The following is a 17,604-nucleotide window of genomic DNA, read 5'->3' as shown; positions in this document are numbered from 1 at the left end:
TATGGCATGCCAGCCGAACCGAAATCGAGCACGCCGCTTGCGCCGCTGATCCTGATCGTAACGTTGTTCTTCCTATGGGGCGTGGCCAACAATCTCAACGATGTGTTGATGCCCCATCTGCGCAAGGCGTTCTTTCTGACCGACCTGCAGTCGAGCCTGGTGCAGTCGGCGTTCTATCTGGGCTACTTTTTCCTGGCGCTGCCGGCGGGCTGGGCGATTCAGCGCTGGGGCTATCAGCGCACGGTGCTGATCGGTCTACTGGTGTTCGGCGTCGGCGCGTTGATGTTCTATCCGGCGGCGGAATTTCGCGAGTACGCATGGTTTCTGGCTGCACTGTTCGTGGTGGCCTCGGGGTTGGCGTTCCTGGAAACCTCGGCCAATCCGTTGATGACGGTGCTGGGCGATCCGGCGCGCGCCGAGCAACGATTGAATCTGGCGCAGGCGTTCAATCCCCTGGGGGCGATCAGCGGCGTGTTGATCGGGCGCGAGTTCATTCTTTCCGGCGTCGAGCCCACCCAGCAGGAGCTGGCCGCCATGAGCGCCGCGCAGCTCGAGGCATTCCAGATCACCGAAGCGCAGTCGGTGCAGATGCCGTACCTGGTCATCGCCGGTGTGGTGCTGACCTGGGCGGTGCTCGTGGCAATGACCAAGTTTCCGCCGCAAGCGCAGGCGCCGGAGCCTGCGTCCCGTGATTCTCTGACGATGCGCGAGGCCATCTCACAACTCAGGGGCAAGCGCCATTTCCTGTTCGGAGTGGCGGCCCAGTTCTTTTACGTCGGGGCGCAGGTCGGCATCTGGAGTTTCATGATCCGCTACGCGCAGGCGCAGGTGCCCGGCATGGGCGAGAAGTCCGCGGCGGCCTATCTCACCTGGTCGCTGGTGGCCTTCATGGTAGGGCGCTTCGTCGGCACGGCATTGATGATCCGGTTCACCCCGACGCGGCTGATGGGCGGCTTCGCGCTGGCGAATGTTGTATTGACCTTGACCGCGGTGTTCGTCGGCGGGCCGCTCGGCTTGTATGCGCTCGCGGCCAGCAGCTTTTTCATGTCCATCATGTTTCCGACCATCTTCGCCAGCTCCCTGCGCGAGCTGGGGCCGCTCACCAAGGCGGCTTCGTCCTTCCTGGTGATGAGCATCATCGGCGGCGCGGTGCTCACGGCGCTGATGGGCGCGGTGTCCGATGCCGGCAGCATCCGGTTCGCCATGCTGGTGCCCACCGTTTGTTTCCTGGTGGTCGGCTCGTTCGCATGGAATGCGGGGCGCGTGCCCACGCATGACCTCAAGGCGGTCGCCGCCCTATAATGGGAGCATGGCCGCCTCAGCAGACGAAGATCGCAAAGTCCGTGCTCCCGCGCTGGAAAAGGGATTGGACATCCTGGAGCTGCTGGCTGCGCGGGGGGCACCCCTGACAGCCTCGCAGATCGCCGCCGAGCTGGATCGCTCGGTCAGCGAGTTGTTTCGAATGATGGAGGCGCTGCTCCATCGCGGCTATCTGGCGCCGGCGGCCTCCGGCGAAGGCTACGAACTCACCAACAAGTTGTTCGCCCTCGGCGTGGCCGGTGCGCCCGCCGCGAGTTTCCTCGAAGAAGCGCTGCCCGAAGTGAGGAAGCTCACCAATGCGATCGGGCAATCCTGTCATCTCGCGGTCGCCAGCCAGGATCAGATGGTGGTGGTCGCGCGCATCGAGGCGCCGGGCAATCAGGGATTCTCGGTGCGCGTGGGTTATCGGCGCCCGCTGGTCGAGTCGACCTCAGGGTTGGTGCTGTATGCGTTCCAGCCGGAAAACGTGCGTGCCGAGTGGCGCGAGCAACTGGCGCCGAGGGTGGGTCAGAAGGCCTGGAAAGCGTTCGAAGAGAAGGCCGTCAGCGCGCGTGCTCAGAAGTACGTGAAGGCGGACAGCGACGTCACTCGTCACATCGTCGACCTGTCCGCGCCCATCATGAACAAGGAAGGCGTGGCGGCGGCGTTGACCTGTCCTTACATCGAAACGCCCATGGCCATCCCCATCAAGGACACCATCGCCGCCATCCGGCGCACCGCGCAGGACATCTCCAGAAAGCTCGGCGCCTGACCGCTACACGGCGATCAGCGCGCCATCGCGGATTCGCAGTGTCTGCGAGCGGCCCGCTTTCAAAGCGACGGGCAGGGAAGATTGCTTCGAGCGCAGCAGCCACTGGCCATCGCGACGCGCCGTGAGCCGGCACTCTTCCAGCGAGCCGTTGCGCCAGCGCAGATCCACACCGAGCCCGCCGCGGGCGCGCAGCCCGGAGATGGAGCCCTGCGGCCACGCGCTCGGCAACGCCGGCAATAACAACACCTCATCCTCTCCCTTGGGTGTTTTCAAGCTCTGCAGCAGCATCTCCGTGATGCCCGACGTGCCGCCGAAGTTGCCGTCGATCTGGAAGGGCGGGTGAGCGTCGAACAGATTGGGATAGGTCCGTTCCGGGCCGAGCAGCAATTTCAGGATCCGGTGCGCGCGTTCGGCATCACGCAGCCGCGCCCATAGATTCAAGCGCCAGCCGATGCCCCAGCCGGTCGCTTCGTCGCCGCGAATCTCCAATGTTTTGCGTGCGGCATTGGCCAGTTGCGGTGTGTGATCCACGCTGATCTGGCCGGAAGGATGCAGCCCATACAGGTGGGAAACGTGACGGTGATGGATGTCCGGAACGCTGGCGTCCCAGTCCTCCAGCCATTCCTGCAGATGTCCCTGGGCGCCGATCTGGTCGGGCGGCAGGCGCTTGCGAGTGGCTTCGAGTCTGGCGATGAAGTCGGCGTCGCGCCCGAGAACCCTGGCGGCCTGCGCGGTGTTCGCGAACAGATCGCGCAGGATCTGATTGTCCATGGCCGGGCCGGGCGCAATCGAGACTTCGTCGTGATGATTGTTTTCCGGCGACATGGAAGGATTCGTGACCAGCCACTTGCCGTTGGGATGCTCCACCAGGGTGTCGAGGAAGAACTCGGCGCTGGACTTCAGCACCGGATACACCGACTCGAGGTAGCGAACGTCGCGGCTGTAGTCGTAGCGATCCCACAAGTGCAGGCACAACCAGGCGCCACCGGTGGGCCACATGCCCCACTTGGTGCCGTCGATCGGCGCGGTCGCGCGCCACAGGTCGGTGTTGTGATGGGTGACCCAGCCGCGCGCGTCATACATCGTGCGCGCGGTTCGGGCGCCGGTCACGGCAAGATCCTTGACCATGGCAATCAGCGGCTCGACGCATTCGCCCAGATCGGTCGGCTCGGCTGGCCAATAGTTCATTTCGGTGTTGATGTTGATGGTGTACTTGCTGCCCCAGGGCGGGTTGAGCATGTCGTTCCACAAGCCCTGCAAATTGGCGGCCTGCGTGCCGGGGCGCGAGCAGGAGATCAACAGGTATCGCCCGTACTGATAATAGAGCGCGGCCAGCGCCGGATCGTTGCTCGACATCGACTCGCGCACGCGCGCGTCGGTCGGTTTCTCGGCCGCCGGTGTGTGGCCAAGGTCGATCGAGACTCGACGGAACAAACGACGATGCTCGTTTTGATGTCGGGTCAGCAGCTTGTCGAAGCTGTGCTTACGTGCCTGGCTCAGTGCAGCCACGTTCAGTGCAGTGGGATCGCCATCGACGTTCTCGTAGTTGCGATAGCTGGTGGCCATGGCGACCAGAATGACCACGCTGTCGGCATCGCGGATGCTGACCGCAGTGTCGCTCGATTGTCTGGTTCCGCCTTGGCTCAGCAGGCGCGCGCGGGCTTCGTAAACGAGCTTGCCGGCGATGCCGTGTTGAGCGGAGTTGCGGCCGCGCATGATCACGTCGCCATCCGACGATGTTTCCAGCACCAAACCAGCAGGCGCGGCGCTGTTATCATCGAAGGCGACCGCACCGACTCGCTGAGACCGGTTTCGGGCTGCGGCTGTCGGAGGCTCGGCAGGCCGCGAGGGCGAGGGCCAACGGAAAGTCGCATCGACGTCAATGCTGCGCGGCTTGTCGGCGCTGAGTCGGATCACCAAAACGTTGTCAGGCGTGCTGGCGAAAACTTCGCGCGTGTATGTCACATCGCCGACGGTGAGTCGCGTGGTGGCAAGTGCGCCGTCGATATCCAGACTGCGTCGATACATCGCGGGCTCTTGCAGTCCGGGGAAACTGAGCCGCAGATCTCCCACTGTCTGATAGGACATTTGCCGCAGCGGCTTGGCCATGACCTTCGCGGTCGCGAGCTCAGTGGCCTTCTCGTATTCTCCGGCAAACACCAGTTTGCGGACTTCCGGCAAAGCGGCGCGCGCCTCGGGATTCACCGGATCGTACGGGCCGCCGGCCCACAGCGTGTCCTCGTTGAGCTGCAGCCGCTCACGCTCGACGCCGCCAAACACCATCGCGCCGATGCGGCCGTTGCCCACTGGCAATGCTTCCACCCACTCGGCTGCGGGATGCTCGTACCACAGCAGATTCTGCGTATTCGAGGCGGCGCGTTCACCGCTCGCCGAGCCTGCGATTTTCGGCGCGAGCAGCGAAGCGGCCGCGGCCTGAAGCACCGTTCTTCTGGTGAAACTCATGAATCCCCCCGATAGCGGAAGGCGGAGGAAATCATACTGGTTTCAAATATGCAACGGTTTTCATAAGTGAAAATCAGCTCGCGCTCGCGCCCGGACGGCGGTTGGATATACTCCGCCGCCGAACGCCATGACCGGGCTGCGACCCGACCTTCTGGCGGGGACGAGGGGATGGCTGAATGAGATCGATCCGATCGTGGCTGCTGATCTGTGCGCTGCCACTGACTTTATCTGCATGCAGTTCCGGCGGCGATGCCACTCGCGGGCGCGAGCTCTACGCCAAAGAATGCGCGGCGTGTCATTCGCTCGCTGCGAACACCGATGCGCCGCTGCATTGTGGATTGATGGGCCGCAAGGCGGGCACGGTGCCTGGATTCCCTTATTCGGAAGCCATGCGGTCATCGGGCCTGGTGTGGGATGAGAAGACTCTCGATGAATTCCTGGCGGCGCCATTTGTGTTTCTGCCCGGCACGCTCATGGGCTTCCCGGGCTTCGCCGACGCCGCCGATCGCGCCGACGTTATTGCTTATCTGCGCGAGGCGAGCACCGACCGGAGTCAGTGCTCCAAATGAGCTAGGGCCGGCTGGCTCGGCGACTGCGCTCGTCAGCCGAGACTGGGCAAATCCAATCCCATCTTGCGTGCATGTTCGATGGCGGACTCATAGCCGGCGTCGGCGTGACGCATGACCCCGGATGCCGGATCGTTCCACAACACGCGGCCGATGCGAGCCGCTGCGGCGGGCGTGCCGTCGCAGACGATGACCATGCCGGCGTGCTGGGAGTAGCCCATGCCGACACCGCCGCCATGATGGAATGAAACCCAGGTCGCGCCGGAAGCAGTGTTGAGCAGGGCGTTCAACAACGGCCAATCGGAGACTGCATCGGAGCCGTCTCGCATCGCTTCGGTTTCGCGATTGGGGGATGCGACCGAGCCGGAGTCGAGGTGATCGCGCCCAATCACCACGGGTGCGCTCAACTCACCTGAAGCGACCATTGCATTGAAGGCGAGTCCCAGGCGATGACGCTCGCCCAGCCCGACCCAGCAGATGCGCGCCGGCAAGCCTTGGAATCTGATCCGAGCACGCGCCATGTCGAGCCAGTTGTGAAGATGCTTATCGTCGGGCAGCAGTTCTTTGACCTTGGCGTCGGTCTTGTAGATATCTTCCGGATCGCCGGACAGCGCAGCCCAGCGGAAGGGGCCGACGCCGCGGCAAAACAGCGGACGAATATACGCGGGCACGAAGCCGGGGAAGGCGAACGCATCGGCCACGCCTTCATCGAACGCCACCTGACGGATGTTGTTGCCGTAGTCGAAAGTTGGAATGCCGAGCTGGTGGAACGCGAGCATCGCTTGCACATGCACGGCCATCGACTTCTTGGCTGCCGCCGCGACCCCCTCGGGATTGGAAGCACGCTCTGCGTCCCAGCGCTCGACGGTCCATCCGGTCGGTAAGTAGCCGTTGGTGGGATCGTGAGCCGACGTTTGATCCGTCACCGCATCGGGTCGCACGCCGCGACGAACCAGTTCGGGAAGCACCTCGGAAGCGTTGCCACGCAAAGCCACGGACACGACCTTGCCGGAGCGCGTTGCTGTATCGATCAGCTCCAAGGCTTCATCGAGGCTGCCGGCCTGCACGTCGATATAGCCGGTGCGCAAACGAAAATCGATGCTGGCCTGGCGGCACTCGATGGCGAGGCAGCACGCGCCGGCCATGGTCGCGGCCAGCGGCTGCGCGCCTCCCATGCCGCCCAGCCCGGCGGTGAGAATCCATTTGCCAGTGAGATTGCCGCCGTAGTGACGACGGCCCATCTCGACGAAAGTCTCATACGTGCCTTGCACGATGCCTTGCGAGCCGATGTAGATCCACGAGCCCGCCGTCATCTGGCCGAACATCATCAGGCCGCGCCGATCCAGCTCGTTGAAATGCTCCCAGGTGGCCCAGTGCGGCACCAGGTTTGAATTGGCGAGCAGCACCCGAGGTGCGTCCGGGTGAGTGCGAAACACGCCGACCGGCTTGCCGGACTGAATCAGCAGTGTTTGATCGTCTTCGAGCCGCTTGAGCGTGGCGACGATGCGATCGAAGCTCTCCCAATCGCGTGCGGCGCGTCCGATGCCGCCATAGACCACCAGCTCGCTCGGCCGCTCGCCCACTTCCGGATCGAGATTGTTCATCAACATGCGCAACGGCGCTTCGGTGAGCCAGCTGCGTGCATTGAGCGTTCTACCGCGTGGAGCACGAATGGTGCGCGTTGTGTTGACTCGTGACATGGTCAGACTCCACAGAGAGTGGGAAGCTGCATTCGAGCGGCGGCGATGATCGCGCCGCTGCGAACCAGCGCGCTCGCCGCCTCGATATCTGGATGCATGTAGCGATCGTCTTCCAGCTTGCCGACGCGCTCACGCAGCGTGGTGCGCACCGCTTCGAGCGGCGGGCTGGATTTCATCGGTGCATGGAAGTCACATGCCTGCGCGGCTGCGAGCAGCTCGATGCCGATCACTGCCGACGTGTTTTCGACCATTGGCAACAGCCGGCGCGCGCCGTGCGCCGCCATCGACACGTGATCTTCCTGGTTCGCCGATGTGGGAATGGAATCGACGCTGGCAGGGAAGGCCTTCTGTTTGTTTTCCGAGACGAGCGCGGCGGCGGTGACTTGCGGGATCATGAAGCCGGAGTTCAAGCCCGGCCGCGGCGTCAGGAAGGCCGGCAGGCCCGACAACGCAGGATCGATGAGCATGGCGATGCGCCGCTCGGCGATCGAACCGATCTCGCACAACGCCATGGCGATCATGTCCGCGGCGAAGGCGACAGGCTCGGCATGAAAGTTACCGCCGGACAGGGCCTCGCCTTGTTCCGGAAACACCAGCGGATTGTCGGAGACGCCGTTGGCTTCGGTGTCGAGGGAACTTGCCGCCTGGCGCAGCAGATCCAGACATGCGCCCATGACTTGCGGCTGGCAGCGCAAACAATAGGGATCCTGCACGCGATCGTCATTCACCAGATGCGAGGCGCGCAGGGCGCTGCCCGCCATCAAAGTGCGCAGTGCCTCTGCTGCTTCGATCTGGCCACGATGTTTACGAAGCAAATGAATGCGCGCGTCGAAAGGCGTGTCGGAGCCTCGTGCGGCGTCGGTCGTGAGCGCGCCAACGATCAACGAAGTCTGCAATGTAACTTCTGTTTCGAACAGCGCGACCAGCGCTACTGCGGTCGAGAACTGCGTGCCATTCAGTAGCGCGAGTCCCTCTTTGGGACCCAGCACGAGCGGCTCTAGGCCTGCGCGCGCCAGACCTTCGGCAGCGGGCAAACGGCCTTGCTTGGTGAATACTTCGCCTTCACCGATCATCGCCGTCGCCATATGCGCCAGCGGCGCGAGATCGCCCGATGCGCCGACCGAACCCTGCGAAGGAACGACTGGGATCACATCCCGCGCCAGCATGTTCTCCAGCAGATCGAGCGTCGAGGTCTGCACGCCCGAGGCGCCCTGGCCCAGGCTGGCGAGCTTCAGCGCCATCATGAGTCGCGTGATGTTGACGGGCAATGGCTCGCCGACACCCGCCGCATGCGACAGCACAATGTTTCTTTGCAGGCGAGCGAGGTCGGCGCTCTCGATGCGCACGCTCGCGAGTTTGCCGAAGCCGGTGTTGATGCCATACACGGGCTGGCCTTCGGCGACGATTCGGGCGATGACTTCGGCGCTGCGGGCCACGGCCGCGCGACATGCCGGATCCAGTGTCGGCACGGCCCCGCGATAGATCGCCTGCCAATCGGCCAGCGAAGCCTGTCCGGGTTTCAAGACAATCGGCGACATCGGTCTCTCTCCAGGGGCGGACGGCGGCCCGGCGCCAGGACGGCGAGAGGGGCTGGCCTGGACGTTAATGTATAGGCATAACGAGGTAATGTATAGTCATAAGGGCGGCCGTCGCGGAGCCTCTCGCCCGGTTGCCCGACACATATATATGTACGCGCCGGCGGGTTTGTTGCCGCCGGGCCTTGAAGGAATTGCGCAGCCGATGCCGTCGAGCGAAAAAAAGACCCAGTCGTTGCATCAGCGCATGCTCTCGGACATTCAGCAGCTGATCCTGACTGGCGCCTGGGCGCCGGGCAGCCGGATCCCGATCGAACAGGAGCTGATGAAACAGTACGACTGCTCGCGCATGACGGTGAGCAAGGTGCTGACTCAGCTCGCGAATGCGCGGATGATCGAACGACGCCGCAGAAGCGGCAGCATCGTGAGTCGACCGCATGCGCAATCGGCGGTGCTCACCATCCCGGATATCAAGAGCGAAGTGGCCGCCCTGGGACTGGAATACAGCTTCGAGATCCTGCGCAAGCAGCGTCGTCGCAGCAGCACCGAGGAACGGGCCGTGCTCGGTGTCGAACGCTCGATCCCTGTGCTCGAGATCGCGTGCTGTCACTTCGCTGGTCCCCGACCGTTTTGTCTGGAGCAGCGGATCATCAATCTGGAGTCGGTGCCGGAGGCAGGTGAGGAGAGCTTCGAGCAGATGGCCCCGGGCACGTGGCTGCTTCATCGCGTGCCATGGACGTTGGCCGAACATCGCATCCGGGCTGCCGAGGCCGATGCAGAGATGGCTCGGACGCTCAAAATACGCGCGAAGTCGCCCGTGTTGACCATCGAGCGGACCACGCGCTCCGCCGAAGCGGCCACCGTCACATTCGTAAAGCTCGCTTATCCTGCCGATTTGCACCAACTCGTGGCAACATTCTCGCCGCCTGGAGCAATGCCCGCCGAGAACGCCAGGTTCAGTCGGCCTGAATGATGACGGTGAAGATTGCCATGACCTTCGGTTCGTTTCGCACACTCGCTGTGATGTTGGTTTTCGCGTTGGCTGCAGCTTGCTCGACGCCGGGCAGGCAGAGCTTGCGGGGCGTCGATGTCGAAGCGGAGAAGCAGGCCATTCTGGCCGTCATCGGTCGGATGGAGCAGGCCTGGAATCGCGGCGACTTCCGCGGCTATATGGAAGGCTTCGCCAATCCCGATGTGATTTTCGTTTCGCGCGGTCAGTTCCAGAAAGATTGGCAAGGCACGCTCGATCATTACATCCGCGACTATGGCGAATCCGTGGATACGCGCGGCAAGCTGCACTTCTTCGACATCAAGATCGAAATGCTGGCGCCGGACGCGGCCCAGCTCATCAGCCGCTATCGCCTGGAGCGGCCCCGCAACGGGCAGGATGGCATCAACACTCGCCTGATGCGCAAGCGCGACGGGAAATGGGTGATTGCACTGAATCACGTCTCGTCGCGCGAGGTGCCCGACGAGCAGTGATCCGTCACTCCAGCTCGATGCTCCCGTCGAACACGATCTTGAGCTTTACGCCGTCGACTTCGAGCGTCATTCGACAGGGCAAGGATTCGGTGCCGGAAATGGCGCCGTCCCGCAGCGCCGCCTCGACCGCATGTTCTATCTCCCGTTGTGAGCCGACGCCGACCATCTTCAGGAACTTGCGGATGCTCAGGTTGAAGGTGTCTTGGTTCATGTCTGCCTCCAGATAAAGCCTTAAGCGATGTGCGGCCCGTCAGAGTTCCGCGGGACTATCGGAAAATGCTGACGCGCTGGAGTTGCCTTAAACATCGAGCCGGACCGCCCGCACCTTAGAGTGAACGTCAGCGGTGCGAACGTGTAAGCGCGACCGCCAACCACGATGCCGGTGGCCTGCATGCGCGGGACATCAGGCGAACGAAACATTCCGTATCCGCGCGGTCAGGCACGATCCGGCACGTAGTGAGACTTCGGATCAGGCACGCGTGCTTCCCGCCTCCGTCTCATGCCGAATTGAGCGCCCATACCATGCGAGCGGCGCCGGCGCTGGTGTGTGTCGTCCACGATCCAACAAACAAACATATCGGTGTTGGGGGCGATCCAACGAAATGAAACATTCGTGTCCATGGCGAGGACCGCGATTTTTCTTCGGGGAAACTATTTGCTGGCGACATTCAACGACTTAAAAATAATTCGCGGGCGCTTGGCACGGTTGGCACGAGCTCTGCAATCTCTTGGGCAAGCGCGACGCGAAGCGCTTCGAACTCAACCTCAACCACTGACGGAGTCACTCAAATGAACACTTTGCAGATCAACGACCTCCAGCTTTCTGACGCCCTGGACCGCAAGACCATGTCCGAGCTGGCCGGCGGTAGCTCCTATCACTACAAGGGCGCCACGATTTACACCGGCGCATGGAGTGGCTACACGCTGATGTCGGCGCAGTACCAGGGTTACGCCTACCATGACGGTGCGTGGAACAAGAAGTACGCCGAAGTGTGGCGCCGTACTCGAGTCCAGACGGAGTACAGCTACTGGGATCACTTCGTGAAGTAAGCCGGGCGCTCCGGCAAGGCGGAGGTTCGAAAGGACCTCCGCAGCAAAGAGGCAAGGTGTGTTTCACACCTTGCCTTTTTTCATGCTGCGCTCTTTCGTGCATATATAGAACGCACAGTCACCATGATGCTTTGCGATGAGATGGTGCGATCACGTTGTGAGATCGCGGGCGCCTTGACCTTGAGTGCGATTGCGAACACAGCGGCGATGGCGAGTAAATGCGCAGGCCACGGCGACGATCCAGCAGTGGTTCATCGCCTTGAATGTTGCGGTAGCGAGGGGTATATGCTCCATCGATCCGATAGCGAGAGGCTCGCGCCGATCGGCGATCGGTGTTCATTCGCTGCAGTCGCAGCCTCGGGGAGCAAGTGCGTTTCATGGGGAGCGCGCCGCAATCCTCCAGTGCAAACCTGTTCCGTGCTACGGACGATTCGGAGCGAGGGTCCGTGCGGCAGTGGTTTGGCGCTCATGTATCTCACATTCGATTCGGTTTGTTTCAAGCCGCAGCGCGCCCACGTGGGTGAAGGCTGCGACGTTGCATGGGGAGTACCGCGATGACTACATTCGCCGTGCGCTGCCAGCGCCCATTCCTCGCTATTTGTGTCGGCATCCTGGTCGTGATCGGCGGTGGGCCGCTGGCGCGTTCGGTCGATTCAGAGAAGGAGGAACGCAGCCGTATCGCCGCGGCGAATCTCGAAGATGCGATCGTGGTGGACTGTCAGCTACCCGGGAAGCTGCAGAAGCTCGGCGGCATGCGGTCGTATCTCACACCCGGGCGTCTGGTGCGATTGTCGGCGGTGGACTGCCGCGCGCGCGGTGGCGAATACACCATCGGCGATCTGTCGAGCGGCACGCTTTCCATTCAACGCTGGATGCCGCTCGCCGAATCCGGCGAGGCCGAAGCGCAATACTATGTCGCCCGCATCTATGCCAACGGCATGGGCGGCGTCGCCACCGATCATTCGCTCGCCGCCAAATGGTATCAACGCGCGGCGGATCAGAACTATTCGGCCGCGATCCAGGAGCTCGGCTATCTGTACGAACAGGGCTTGGGCGTACAGAAAGATCCGGTGCTTGCGCTCAATCTGCAACGCAAAGCCGCGGGCCTGGGCGATGAGCTGGACTACGCATGGAAGATCACAGCTGCGGAGGAAGAAGGTGCACGCCAGGTCGCCGCACTGAGCGAGCAGCTCGATGCGTCGAATGCCGAGCTGCAAACCTTGCGAGCGCAGTTGGCGGATACCACGAACGCAGTCTTCGAGGCCCGCAACAGGCTCGCGAAGTCCGAATCCGCCGCACTGGATCTGCGTGAGCAATTGGCGACGGCCAAGCAATCCGGTGACTCCGCGATGGATGAATCGAAGCTCGCGGAGTTGAAGACCGCGCTCGAAGCAAAGGAACGGGAATTGGGCGTCGCTCGCCAGAAAATGGATGCGCTGACCGCGCAGCTCAACGGCCAGCAGACGCAACTGGCCGAGCGCCTTGCCCGGTCTCAGGCGTCCAGCATGGAGTTGAATGAGTTGCTGGGCGCGGAGCGCGCCAAGACTCAGGCGCTCACTGCGCGGCTGGCGCAGGCCGATCAGCGACTGTTGCGCTCTCAGCACGAGCTCTCCCAATTGCGCACCCAGTATCGCGCCGAGGTGGAGCAGTTGGTAGCGGAGCGCGAGGAACTCGAACGTGCCGCGGCGAAATCCAAAGATCAGGCGGCGGCTATGCTCGCAGCGCGCGAACGTGACCTGGAGCGGCAGCGGTTGCGCATGGCTTCGCTCGAGAAAGCTCTGGCCGAGGCAAGTCGCACCCAGGTCGACGCCGCCAAAGCCTCGGCCAAGTCCACCACCGGGAATACGCAGGCCAGCGTGACCTCCCTGCGCTCGCAGTTGGAGGAACAGCGCAAGCAGGTCAAGCAGCGCGAAAGCGAGATCGCCTCGTTGCGCGAGCTGGCGCAGAAAGATCGCGCTGCGCTCATGCAGGAGTTCGATGCGCAACTCGCCGCCCGCACTCAGGAGCTGCAAGCCAAACAACGGCGTTTGACCGCGTTGACCTCCGAGACCGAGGCGCTGCGCAGTCAAGTCCAACGCCTGAATCAGCAGCGTGAGAAGGACATGGGGGGAGCGGCTGACGAGGCGTCTCGCGCGCGCGCTTCGCTGCGCATGGCACAGCAGAAGCTCAGCGAACAACGCGAACGCCTCGATCAGCTGCAGACCGAGAAGGCCACCGAGCTGGCGGCGCTCGCCCAGGCGCGAGACGAGTTGCAACGTCAGCTCAACAGCAGCCGCAACGCGAGCGAGATGCAGATCGCATTTCTGCGCAAGGATCTCGAAGCCCGGCAGAAGGATCTCGAAACCAAGGACAGTCAGATCGCCAGCCTCAGCGAGCGCCTGCAGGAGCAGTCGAAGCGCTTCGATGCTCTGGTGGCACAGTCGCTGTCCAGCGGCAGCGCCGCTGACAACGGCCCCATGATGGCCAGCGCCCAGGTGCCGGCGGCGCAGGGCGTAGGGAAGTTGCGCTCGGCCGATAGTCGGCCGGCGAAGTTGCAGCTCTCCATGCGCGAGCTTCGCACCAATGGCAACGGCAACTATCACGCCATCGTGATCGGCAACAGCTTGTATCACTACATGGAAGCGCTCGACACGCCGGCCAACGATGCGAAGGTCATCGCGCAGCTATTGACCGACCGCTACGGCTTCAAGGTGCGGCTGATGCTCGATGCGACGCGCGAGCAGATCATGGTTGCGTTGCACGACGCAAAACGCACCCTGTCGCCCGACGATAGCCTGCTCATTTATTACGCCGGTCACGGCGACGTGGACGCCGCGTCCGGCCGGGCCTTCTGGCTAGGCGTCGAGGCGGACCGCGATACGCGCACCGGCTGGCTCGAAGCGGATCACATTCGCGCCAAGATCAAGGAAATGAGCGCGAAGCACGTGCTGCTGGTGGCGGACTCGTGTTTCTCCGGCGCCATCACTCATCCCAAGACCACCACCATCGGCCGTGGCTTGAATGAAACGCGACTGCGCGTGCAATGGAATCGCAAGGCGCGAATGGTGTTGACCTCGGGTGAAGTCACGCCGGTGGCGGACAGCGCCGGGGATGCCAATCACTCGGTGTTCGCGCGCTCTTTCATTCAGATCCTGCGACAGAACGACAACGTGATGAGTGGCGAGATGCTGGCGCACGAACTGAACGGCCGCATGCAGACCCAGCCGGTGCAGGTCGGCACCGACGGTGCGCGTCAGCGGCCCACGTATTCGACCCTGCAGGACGCCAATCACGACATCGGCGATTTCTTTTTCGTGCCCCTGGCCGAGCCCGTGAAGGTCGCCGCTGTGAATTACTGACCCATCGCTCCAATTCCAACGAGATCAGGGAGAAGCCGACAATGACACCGACGCTCTCGAAAAGACTGATGATGGCTTGTGTGCTCGCCGGCGCCGCCGGCGCGGCGCATGCGCAAACAGCCAACCAGAACGGTCCCTTGACGGCTTTCGTGAACGACGCGAGCAGCAGTGCCAGCAGTCTGCAAAGACAGGCCGGCTATGCCGTGCAGGGCATGTGCGGCGCGTTGGGCGCCGAAGGCGGCTTGCGCCTCACCGGCGCCAAACACGACCTGTTCCTCCGCTGCAACGAAATGGTGGAAACGGCGCGCGTCTTCCAGCAAATCCCGGCGGGCACGGGCAGAACCCTGGGTTATTCGGACCGAGCGCAACTGCTGGCTGCAGTTCAGCAGGTCTCGGGCGAAGAATTGGCGGCGCAGGGCTCGATGTCCACCCAGGTGTCGGCGGGTCAGTTCTCGAACATCGGCGGCCGGTTGACCGCGCTGAGGATGGGCAGCAATCGACAGCGGCTCGGTGGAGGCGCTTCCGCCGATGAGGACGCTTCGATGGCCAACCAGGATCGGCTCGGCTGGTTCCTGGAGAGCAGCTATGGATTCGGCGATCACGATCAGACCGCGGCCGAAGACGCGTTCGACTATGACTCCATGAGCTTCACCACCGGCACCGACTACAACTTCGGCTCGGGCGTGGTGGGCATCGCCGTGGGCTACGACCGCTATCAGGCGGACTTCGACAACGCGATGTTCGTCAGTGGCGGCGACGTGGAAGTGGACGGCATCAGCGGCTCGTTGTTCGCAGGCTTTTTCGGCGCGGGCCTCACGCTCAGCGGCATTGCTACCTACGGCTCGCTGGAATCCGACATCACGAGGCACGTGATCTACGACAGCGCCAACGCAGCTTGCACCGGTTGTGGCGCGCGCCGCAGGCTGACGGGCAGCCCGGACGGCGATTACGTCGCGTTGGGATTGACGGTGGGCTACGAATTCAATGTGGCCGGCTGGGACATCACGCCTTCGGTGAGCGCGAGTTATCGCGATGTGGACATGGATGGGTTCGCCGAAAACGATATCAGCGGCGGCGGCCTGGCGCTGCGTTACGACGACCAGTCCATCGAATCCAAACGATCCATCGTCGGCATCGCGTTCTCGCGGCCCATCAGTCGCACCTTCGGCGTCCTGGTGCCGAGTCTGCGCGCCGAATGGCATCACGAATTCGACGACGACGTGCGTGCGGTTCGAGCCAAGTACGTGCTCGAAGATTCGCTGCTCGTCAACGCGTCAGGCGCGCAGGATTTTGGCTGTGCGATCTCGTGCTTCACCATGCTGACCGATCAGGCCGATGCCGACTATGCGGTGGCGAGCGTCGGCGTTTCAGCTACGCTGCCACGCCGTGTGCAGTTCTATCTCTTCTACGAAGCGCTGCTGGGCGCCGCGAACCTCAACGGCAACTCGATCGCAGGCGGCGTCCGCGGACAATTTTGATTGCTGAAAGTCGCCCCCCGGCGCTTTTCAGCCTCGCTTGCGCAAGGCGCGACTTTGGCTGCGCGGGATCTAATGTTGGTTTCGAGCCAGAGCATCCATCCGACAGATGCTCTGCTCGAGTCGGAACAGTTCCTGGCTCGAGGGCAGCACCTGGCGGCCATAGCGAACCAGATCCAGCGCCTCGGTGACGCGCTGCTGGCCCGATAGCACGCGCGCTCGCTCCGCATATAAGTTCGCGACATCCGCCTTCAACTGTAGCGCCTGCGCATCGGTGGGGTGGAGCCGCAGCACGCCATTGAGAATGTCATTGACGCTGTTGGGGCCGTCGCTGAGGATGTATTTGAGATCTTCGATGCGCGTTGCCGGCGTGGCGTCGAGCATGAAATCCTTGGCCAGCGCGAGATGGTCCTCGATCTCCCGCTGCTGTTCGGGGGTGGGCGGCGGCTGCGAACCTTCCGTTTGGGGCGCGGCGGGCTTGGGAATCTGCGCACACTGCAGGACCTCCATCGTGGAGTCTTCCACCGCCACACGATAGTAGCGGGCGCTCACCGCCACGGCGGCGACGGTGACGAGCACGCCGACCACCGCGCCCGGAACCGCATATTTCTTCAGACGGCTTTGCGGCGTGAAGCTGCTGATGAACTCGCTGACGGTGGGCGTGCGGTCCTGGCGAAGGACGGCGAGCCCTCGTTTCAAACCCTCCCACTGCGTGCGGCTCAGCGATTCAATGCGCTTCGGCGCAAGCTTGCGCTCATGGGCGATCTTGGCGGACTGTCGATCGAAGGGGTGTTGCCCGGAGAGCAACTCATAAGTTACACACGCGAGCGCGTAGATGTCGTCGCGCGGATCCGGGTCTGCCTGCTTCCACATCTCCAACGAAGCGTACGCCGGAGTCAAACCGTGCAGCACCTGCGCCGGGTCGAACAAGGTCTGTTCGCTGCGAGTGTCCGTAGGGTGAATCAGTCGGGCGATGCCGAAATCGAGCACCTTCACCGTGCCGTCCTTGCAGATAAAGATGTTTCCTGGCTTCAGGTCACAGTGCACGATGCGCTTCTGGTGTCCGTACTCCAGCGCCGCCGCCACACCACGGATGATGGGCAGCACCTCGGCGAGCGGCAGGCCGCCGTCGGCGCAACGTTCGTCGATGAAATCATCCAGCGCGCGACCTTCGAGATACTCCATCGTCATGAAGATGTGCGAGCCGTCGCGATCGAAGTCATAGACCGTGACGACGTTGGGATGGGCGAGGGTGCTGGCGCGACGTGCTTCGCGCTGCAACGCCATAAACGATTCGGGATGCGCGCTGACTTCTTTATTCAGCACTTTGAGTGCGATGAAAGGTTGGCGATCGTGTGCCTCCTCGCGTCGCCGATCGCGCGCCTTGAACACCTGGCCCATGCCGCCGCTGCCGAGCTTCTCGACCAGCACAAACCGATCCTTCACCACCATCTGTGGTACGAGCGTGTCGTACGAGACCTTCGGCGACTCATCGAACAGCGGCGGCTTGGCATGGACGGACTTACGGGCGTGAGCAGTCTCACTACCGAGGTCGCGAGTCGCACCTGCGTACTCGGTCTTGAACTGTTCCGGCGACTCGAACAGATCTCTCAAGGTCAACCAGACAGTCGCCGACAGTCGGCCTTCTTCGACGGTATTGCGAAGCCAATGCGAGAGCGATTCGCGCTCGCGCGGATGTTGTAGGAGATAGGCGCGAAACACCGCGCGCAATTGATCCAGAGTGATCGCGCCGCCAATGAATCTTCCGAGTTCGGTGCTCAGCTCGTGCACGTGGAGCTCGTGTGCAGTGCCAATGAAATATCGTGTGAGCAGTGTAACAAAAATAGAAGTGGCCAAATGAGCGGGCGAGAACATCATCTTGCATCGCGATCAAAACAAAATCTCGTGCGACTCTCACCGACAC

The 17,604-nt window shown here is 62.8% G+C and carries 13 protein-coding genes; 8 read left to right on the top strand and 5 right to left on the bottom strand.

Translation table 11 applies throughout. The annotated features are described in order from the left end of the window. Window positions 1-6 precede the first annotated feature (6 nt). Together fucP and JM946_RS19205 are read left to right on the top strand one after the other, a co-directional pair. Window positions 7-1,302, top strand: a complete 1,296-nt coding sequence (fucP, locus tag JM946_RS19210) for an L-fucose:H+ symporter permease (protein ID WP_203168979.1) — start codon at window positions 7-9, stop codon at window positions 1,300-1,302. Between the two features lie 7 nt (window positions 1,303-1,309). Further along, window positions 1,310-2,071, top strand: a complete 762-nt coding sequence (locus tag JM946_RS19205; RefSeq protein ID WP_203168978.1) for an IclR family transcriptional regulator — start codon at window positions 1,310-1,312, stop codon at window positions 2,069-2,071. 3 nt (window positions 2,072-2,074) lie between these two features. Here JM946_RS19205 and JM946_RS19200 read toward each other — a convergent pair whose 3' ends face one another. Then, window positions 2,075-4,534 carry a glycosyl hydrolase family 95 catalytic domain-containing protein gene (locus tag JM946_RS19200; protein WP_203168977.1) on the bottom strand — a complete coding sequence of 820 codons (2,460 nt, stop codon included), beginning with the start codon at window positions 4,532-4,534 and terminating at the stop codon, window positions 2,075-2,077. A gap of 176 nt (window positions 4,535-4,710) precedes the next feature. Between JM946_RS19200 and JM946_RS19195 the strand changes: the two genes are divergently transcribed. After that, a complete protein-coding gene (locus JM946_RS19195; protein WP_203168976.1) occupies window positions 4,711-5,103 on the top strand; it encodes a c-type cytochrome in 393 nt (130 codons plus the stop codon). Window positions 5,104-5,135: 32 nt separating this feature from the next. Here JM946_RS19195 and hutU read toward each other — a convergent pair whose 3' ends face one another. Together hutU and hutH are read right to left on the bottom strand one after the other, a co-directional pair. Beyond that, window positions 5,136-6,800 carry a urocanate hydratase gene (hutU, locus tag JM946_RS19190; protein ID WP_203168975.1) on the bottom strand — a complete coding sequence of 555 codons (1,665 nt, stop codon included), beginning with the start codon at window positions 6,798-6,800 and terminating at the stop codon, window positions 5,136-5,138. Between the two features lie 2 nt (window positions 6,801-6,802). After that, the gene (gene hutH / locus JM946_RS19185) at window positions 6,803-8,338 is read right to left on the bottom strand and encodes a histidine ammonia-lyase (protein WP_203168974.1); all 1,536 of its coding nucleotides are present in this window, start codon (window positions 8,336-8,338) and stop codon (window positions 6,803-6,805) included. Between the two features lie 202 nt (window positions 8,339-8,540). On the opposite strand from hutH, the gene hutC reads away from it, so the two are divergent. Next, window positions 8,541-9,308, top strand: a complete 768-nt coding sequence (gene hutC, locus JM946_RS19180) for a histidine utilization repressor (protein WP_203168973.1) — start codon at window positions 8,541-8,543, stop codon at window positions 9,306-9,308. After that, window positions 9,308-9,817, top strand: coding sequence for a nuclear transport factor 2 family protein (locus tag JM946_RS19175; protein ID WP_218042986.1), 510 nt, complete (start codon window positions 9,308-9,310; stop codon window positions 9,815-9,817). Before hutC ends, JM946_RS19175 begins: the two co-directional genes overlap by 1 nt. 4 nt (window positions 9,818-9,821) lie before the next feature. On the opposite strand, the gene JM946_RS19170 is transcribed toward JM946_RS19175, so the two are convergent. Beyond that, window positions 9,822-10,028, bottom strand: a complete 207-nt coding sequence (locus tag JM946_RS19170; protein ID WP_203168971.1) for a DUF6494 family protein — start codon at window positions 10,026-10,028, stop codon at window positions 9,822-9,824. A gap of 578 nt (window positions 10,029-10,606) precedes the next feature. Between JM946_RS19170 and JM946_RS19165 the strand changes: the two genes are divergently transcribed. The 3 genes from JM946_RS19165 to JM946_RS19155 all read left to right on the top strand — a co-directional run bounded on the left by JM946_RS19165 (window position 10,607) and on the right by JM946_RS19155 (window position 15,683). Continuing rightward, window positions 10,607-10,867 (top strand): hypothetical protein, encoded by a 261-nt coding sequence (locus JM946_RS19165; protein WP_203168970.1) that lies wholly within the window; start codon window positions 10,607-10,609, stop codon window positions 10,865-10,867. A gap of 554 nt (window positions 10,868-11,421) precedes the next feature. Next, window positions 11,422-14,205, top strand: a complete 2,784-nt coding sequence (locus JM946_RS19160) for a caspase family protein (protein WP_203168969.1) — start codon at window positions 11,422-11,424, stop codon at window positions 14,203-14,205. Between the two features lie 41 nt (window positions 14,206-14,246). Next, entirely contained in the window at window positions 14,247-15,683 is a 1,437-nt protein-coding gene (locus JM946_RS19155) for an autotransporter outer membrane beta-barrel domain-containing protein (RefSeq protein ID WP_203168968.1), read from the top strand. A 69-nt stretch (window positions 15,684-15,752) separates the two neighbouring features. Here JM946_RS19155 and JM946_RS19150 read toward each other — a convergent pair whose 3' ends face one another. Beyond that, complete coding sequence (locus JM946_RS19150) at window positions 15,753-17,471, bottom strand: serine/threonine-protein kinase (protein ID WP_203168967.1); 1,719 nt, start codon at window positions 17,469-17,471, stop codon at window positions 15,753-15,755. Window positions 17,472-17,604: the final 133 nt, after the last annotated feature.

The organism is Steroidobacter gossypii, assembly GCF_016801985.1.
Lineage (GTDB): Bacteria > Pseudomonadota > Gammaproteobacteria > Steroidobacterales > Steroidobacteraceae > Steroidobacter > Steroidobacter gossypii.
Note: the sequence above shows the minus strand (reverse complement) of the source record. Positions and strands in the feature narration are given on the sequence as shown.

Bases quoted from the DNA above. Each gene is read 5' to 3' on its own strand.
- fucP (WP_203168979.1), top strand. From the start codon at position 7: ATGCCAGCCGAACCGAAATCGAGCACGCCGCTTGCGCCGCTGATCCTG.
- JM946_RS19205 (WP_203168978.1), top strand. From the start codon at position 1,310: ATGGCCGCCTCAGCAGACGAAGATCGCAAAGTCCGTGCTCCCGCGCTG.
- JM946_RS19200 (WP_203168977.1), bottom strand. From the start codon at position 4,534: ATGAGTTTCACCAGAAGAACGGTGCTTCAGGCCGCGGCCGCTTCGCTG.
- JM946_RS19195 (WP_203168976.1), top strand. From the start codon at position 4,711: ATGAGATCGATCCGATCGTGGCTGCTGATCTGTGCGCTGCCACTGACT.
- hutU (WP_203168975.1), bottom strand. From the start codon at position 6,800: ATGTCACGAGTCAACACAACGCGCACCATTCGTGCTCCACGCGGTAGA.
- hutH (WP_203168974.1), bottom strand. From the start codon at position 8,338: ATGTCGCCGATTGTCTTGAAACCCGGACAGGCTTCGCTGGCCGATTGG.
- hutC (WP_203168973.1), top strand. From the start codon at position 8,541: ATGCCGTCGAGCGAAAAAAAGACCCAGTCGTTGCATCAGCGCATGCTC.
- JM946_RS19175 (WP_218042986.1), top strand. From the start codon at position 9,308: ATGACGGTGAAGATTGCCATGACCTTCGGTTCGTTTCGCACACTCGCT.
- JM946_RS19170 (WP_203168971.1), bottom strand. From the start codon at position 10,028: ATGAACCAAGACACCTTCAACCTGAGCATCCGCAAGTTCCTGAAGATG.
- JM946_RS19165 (WP_203168970.1), top strand. From the start codon at position 10,607: ATGAACACTTTGCAGATCAACGACCTCCAGCTTTCTGACGCCCTGGAC.
- JM946_RS19160 (WP_203168969.1), top strand. From the start codon at position 11,422: ATGACTACATTCGCCGTGCGCTGCCAGCGCCCATTCCTCGCTATTTGT.
- JM946_RS19155 (WP_203168968.1), top strand. From the start codon at position 14,247: ATGACACCGACGCTCTCGAAAAGACTGATGATGGCTTGTGTGCTCGCC.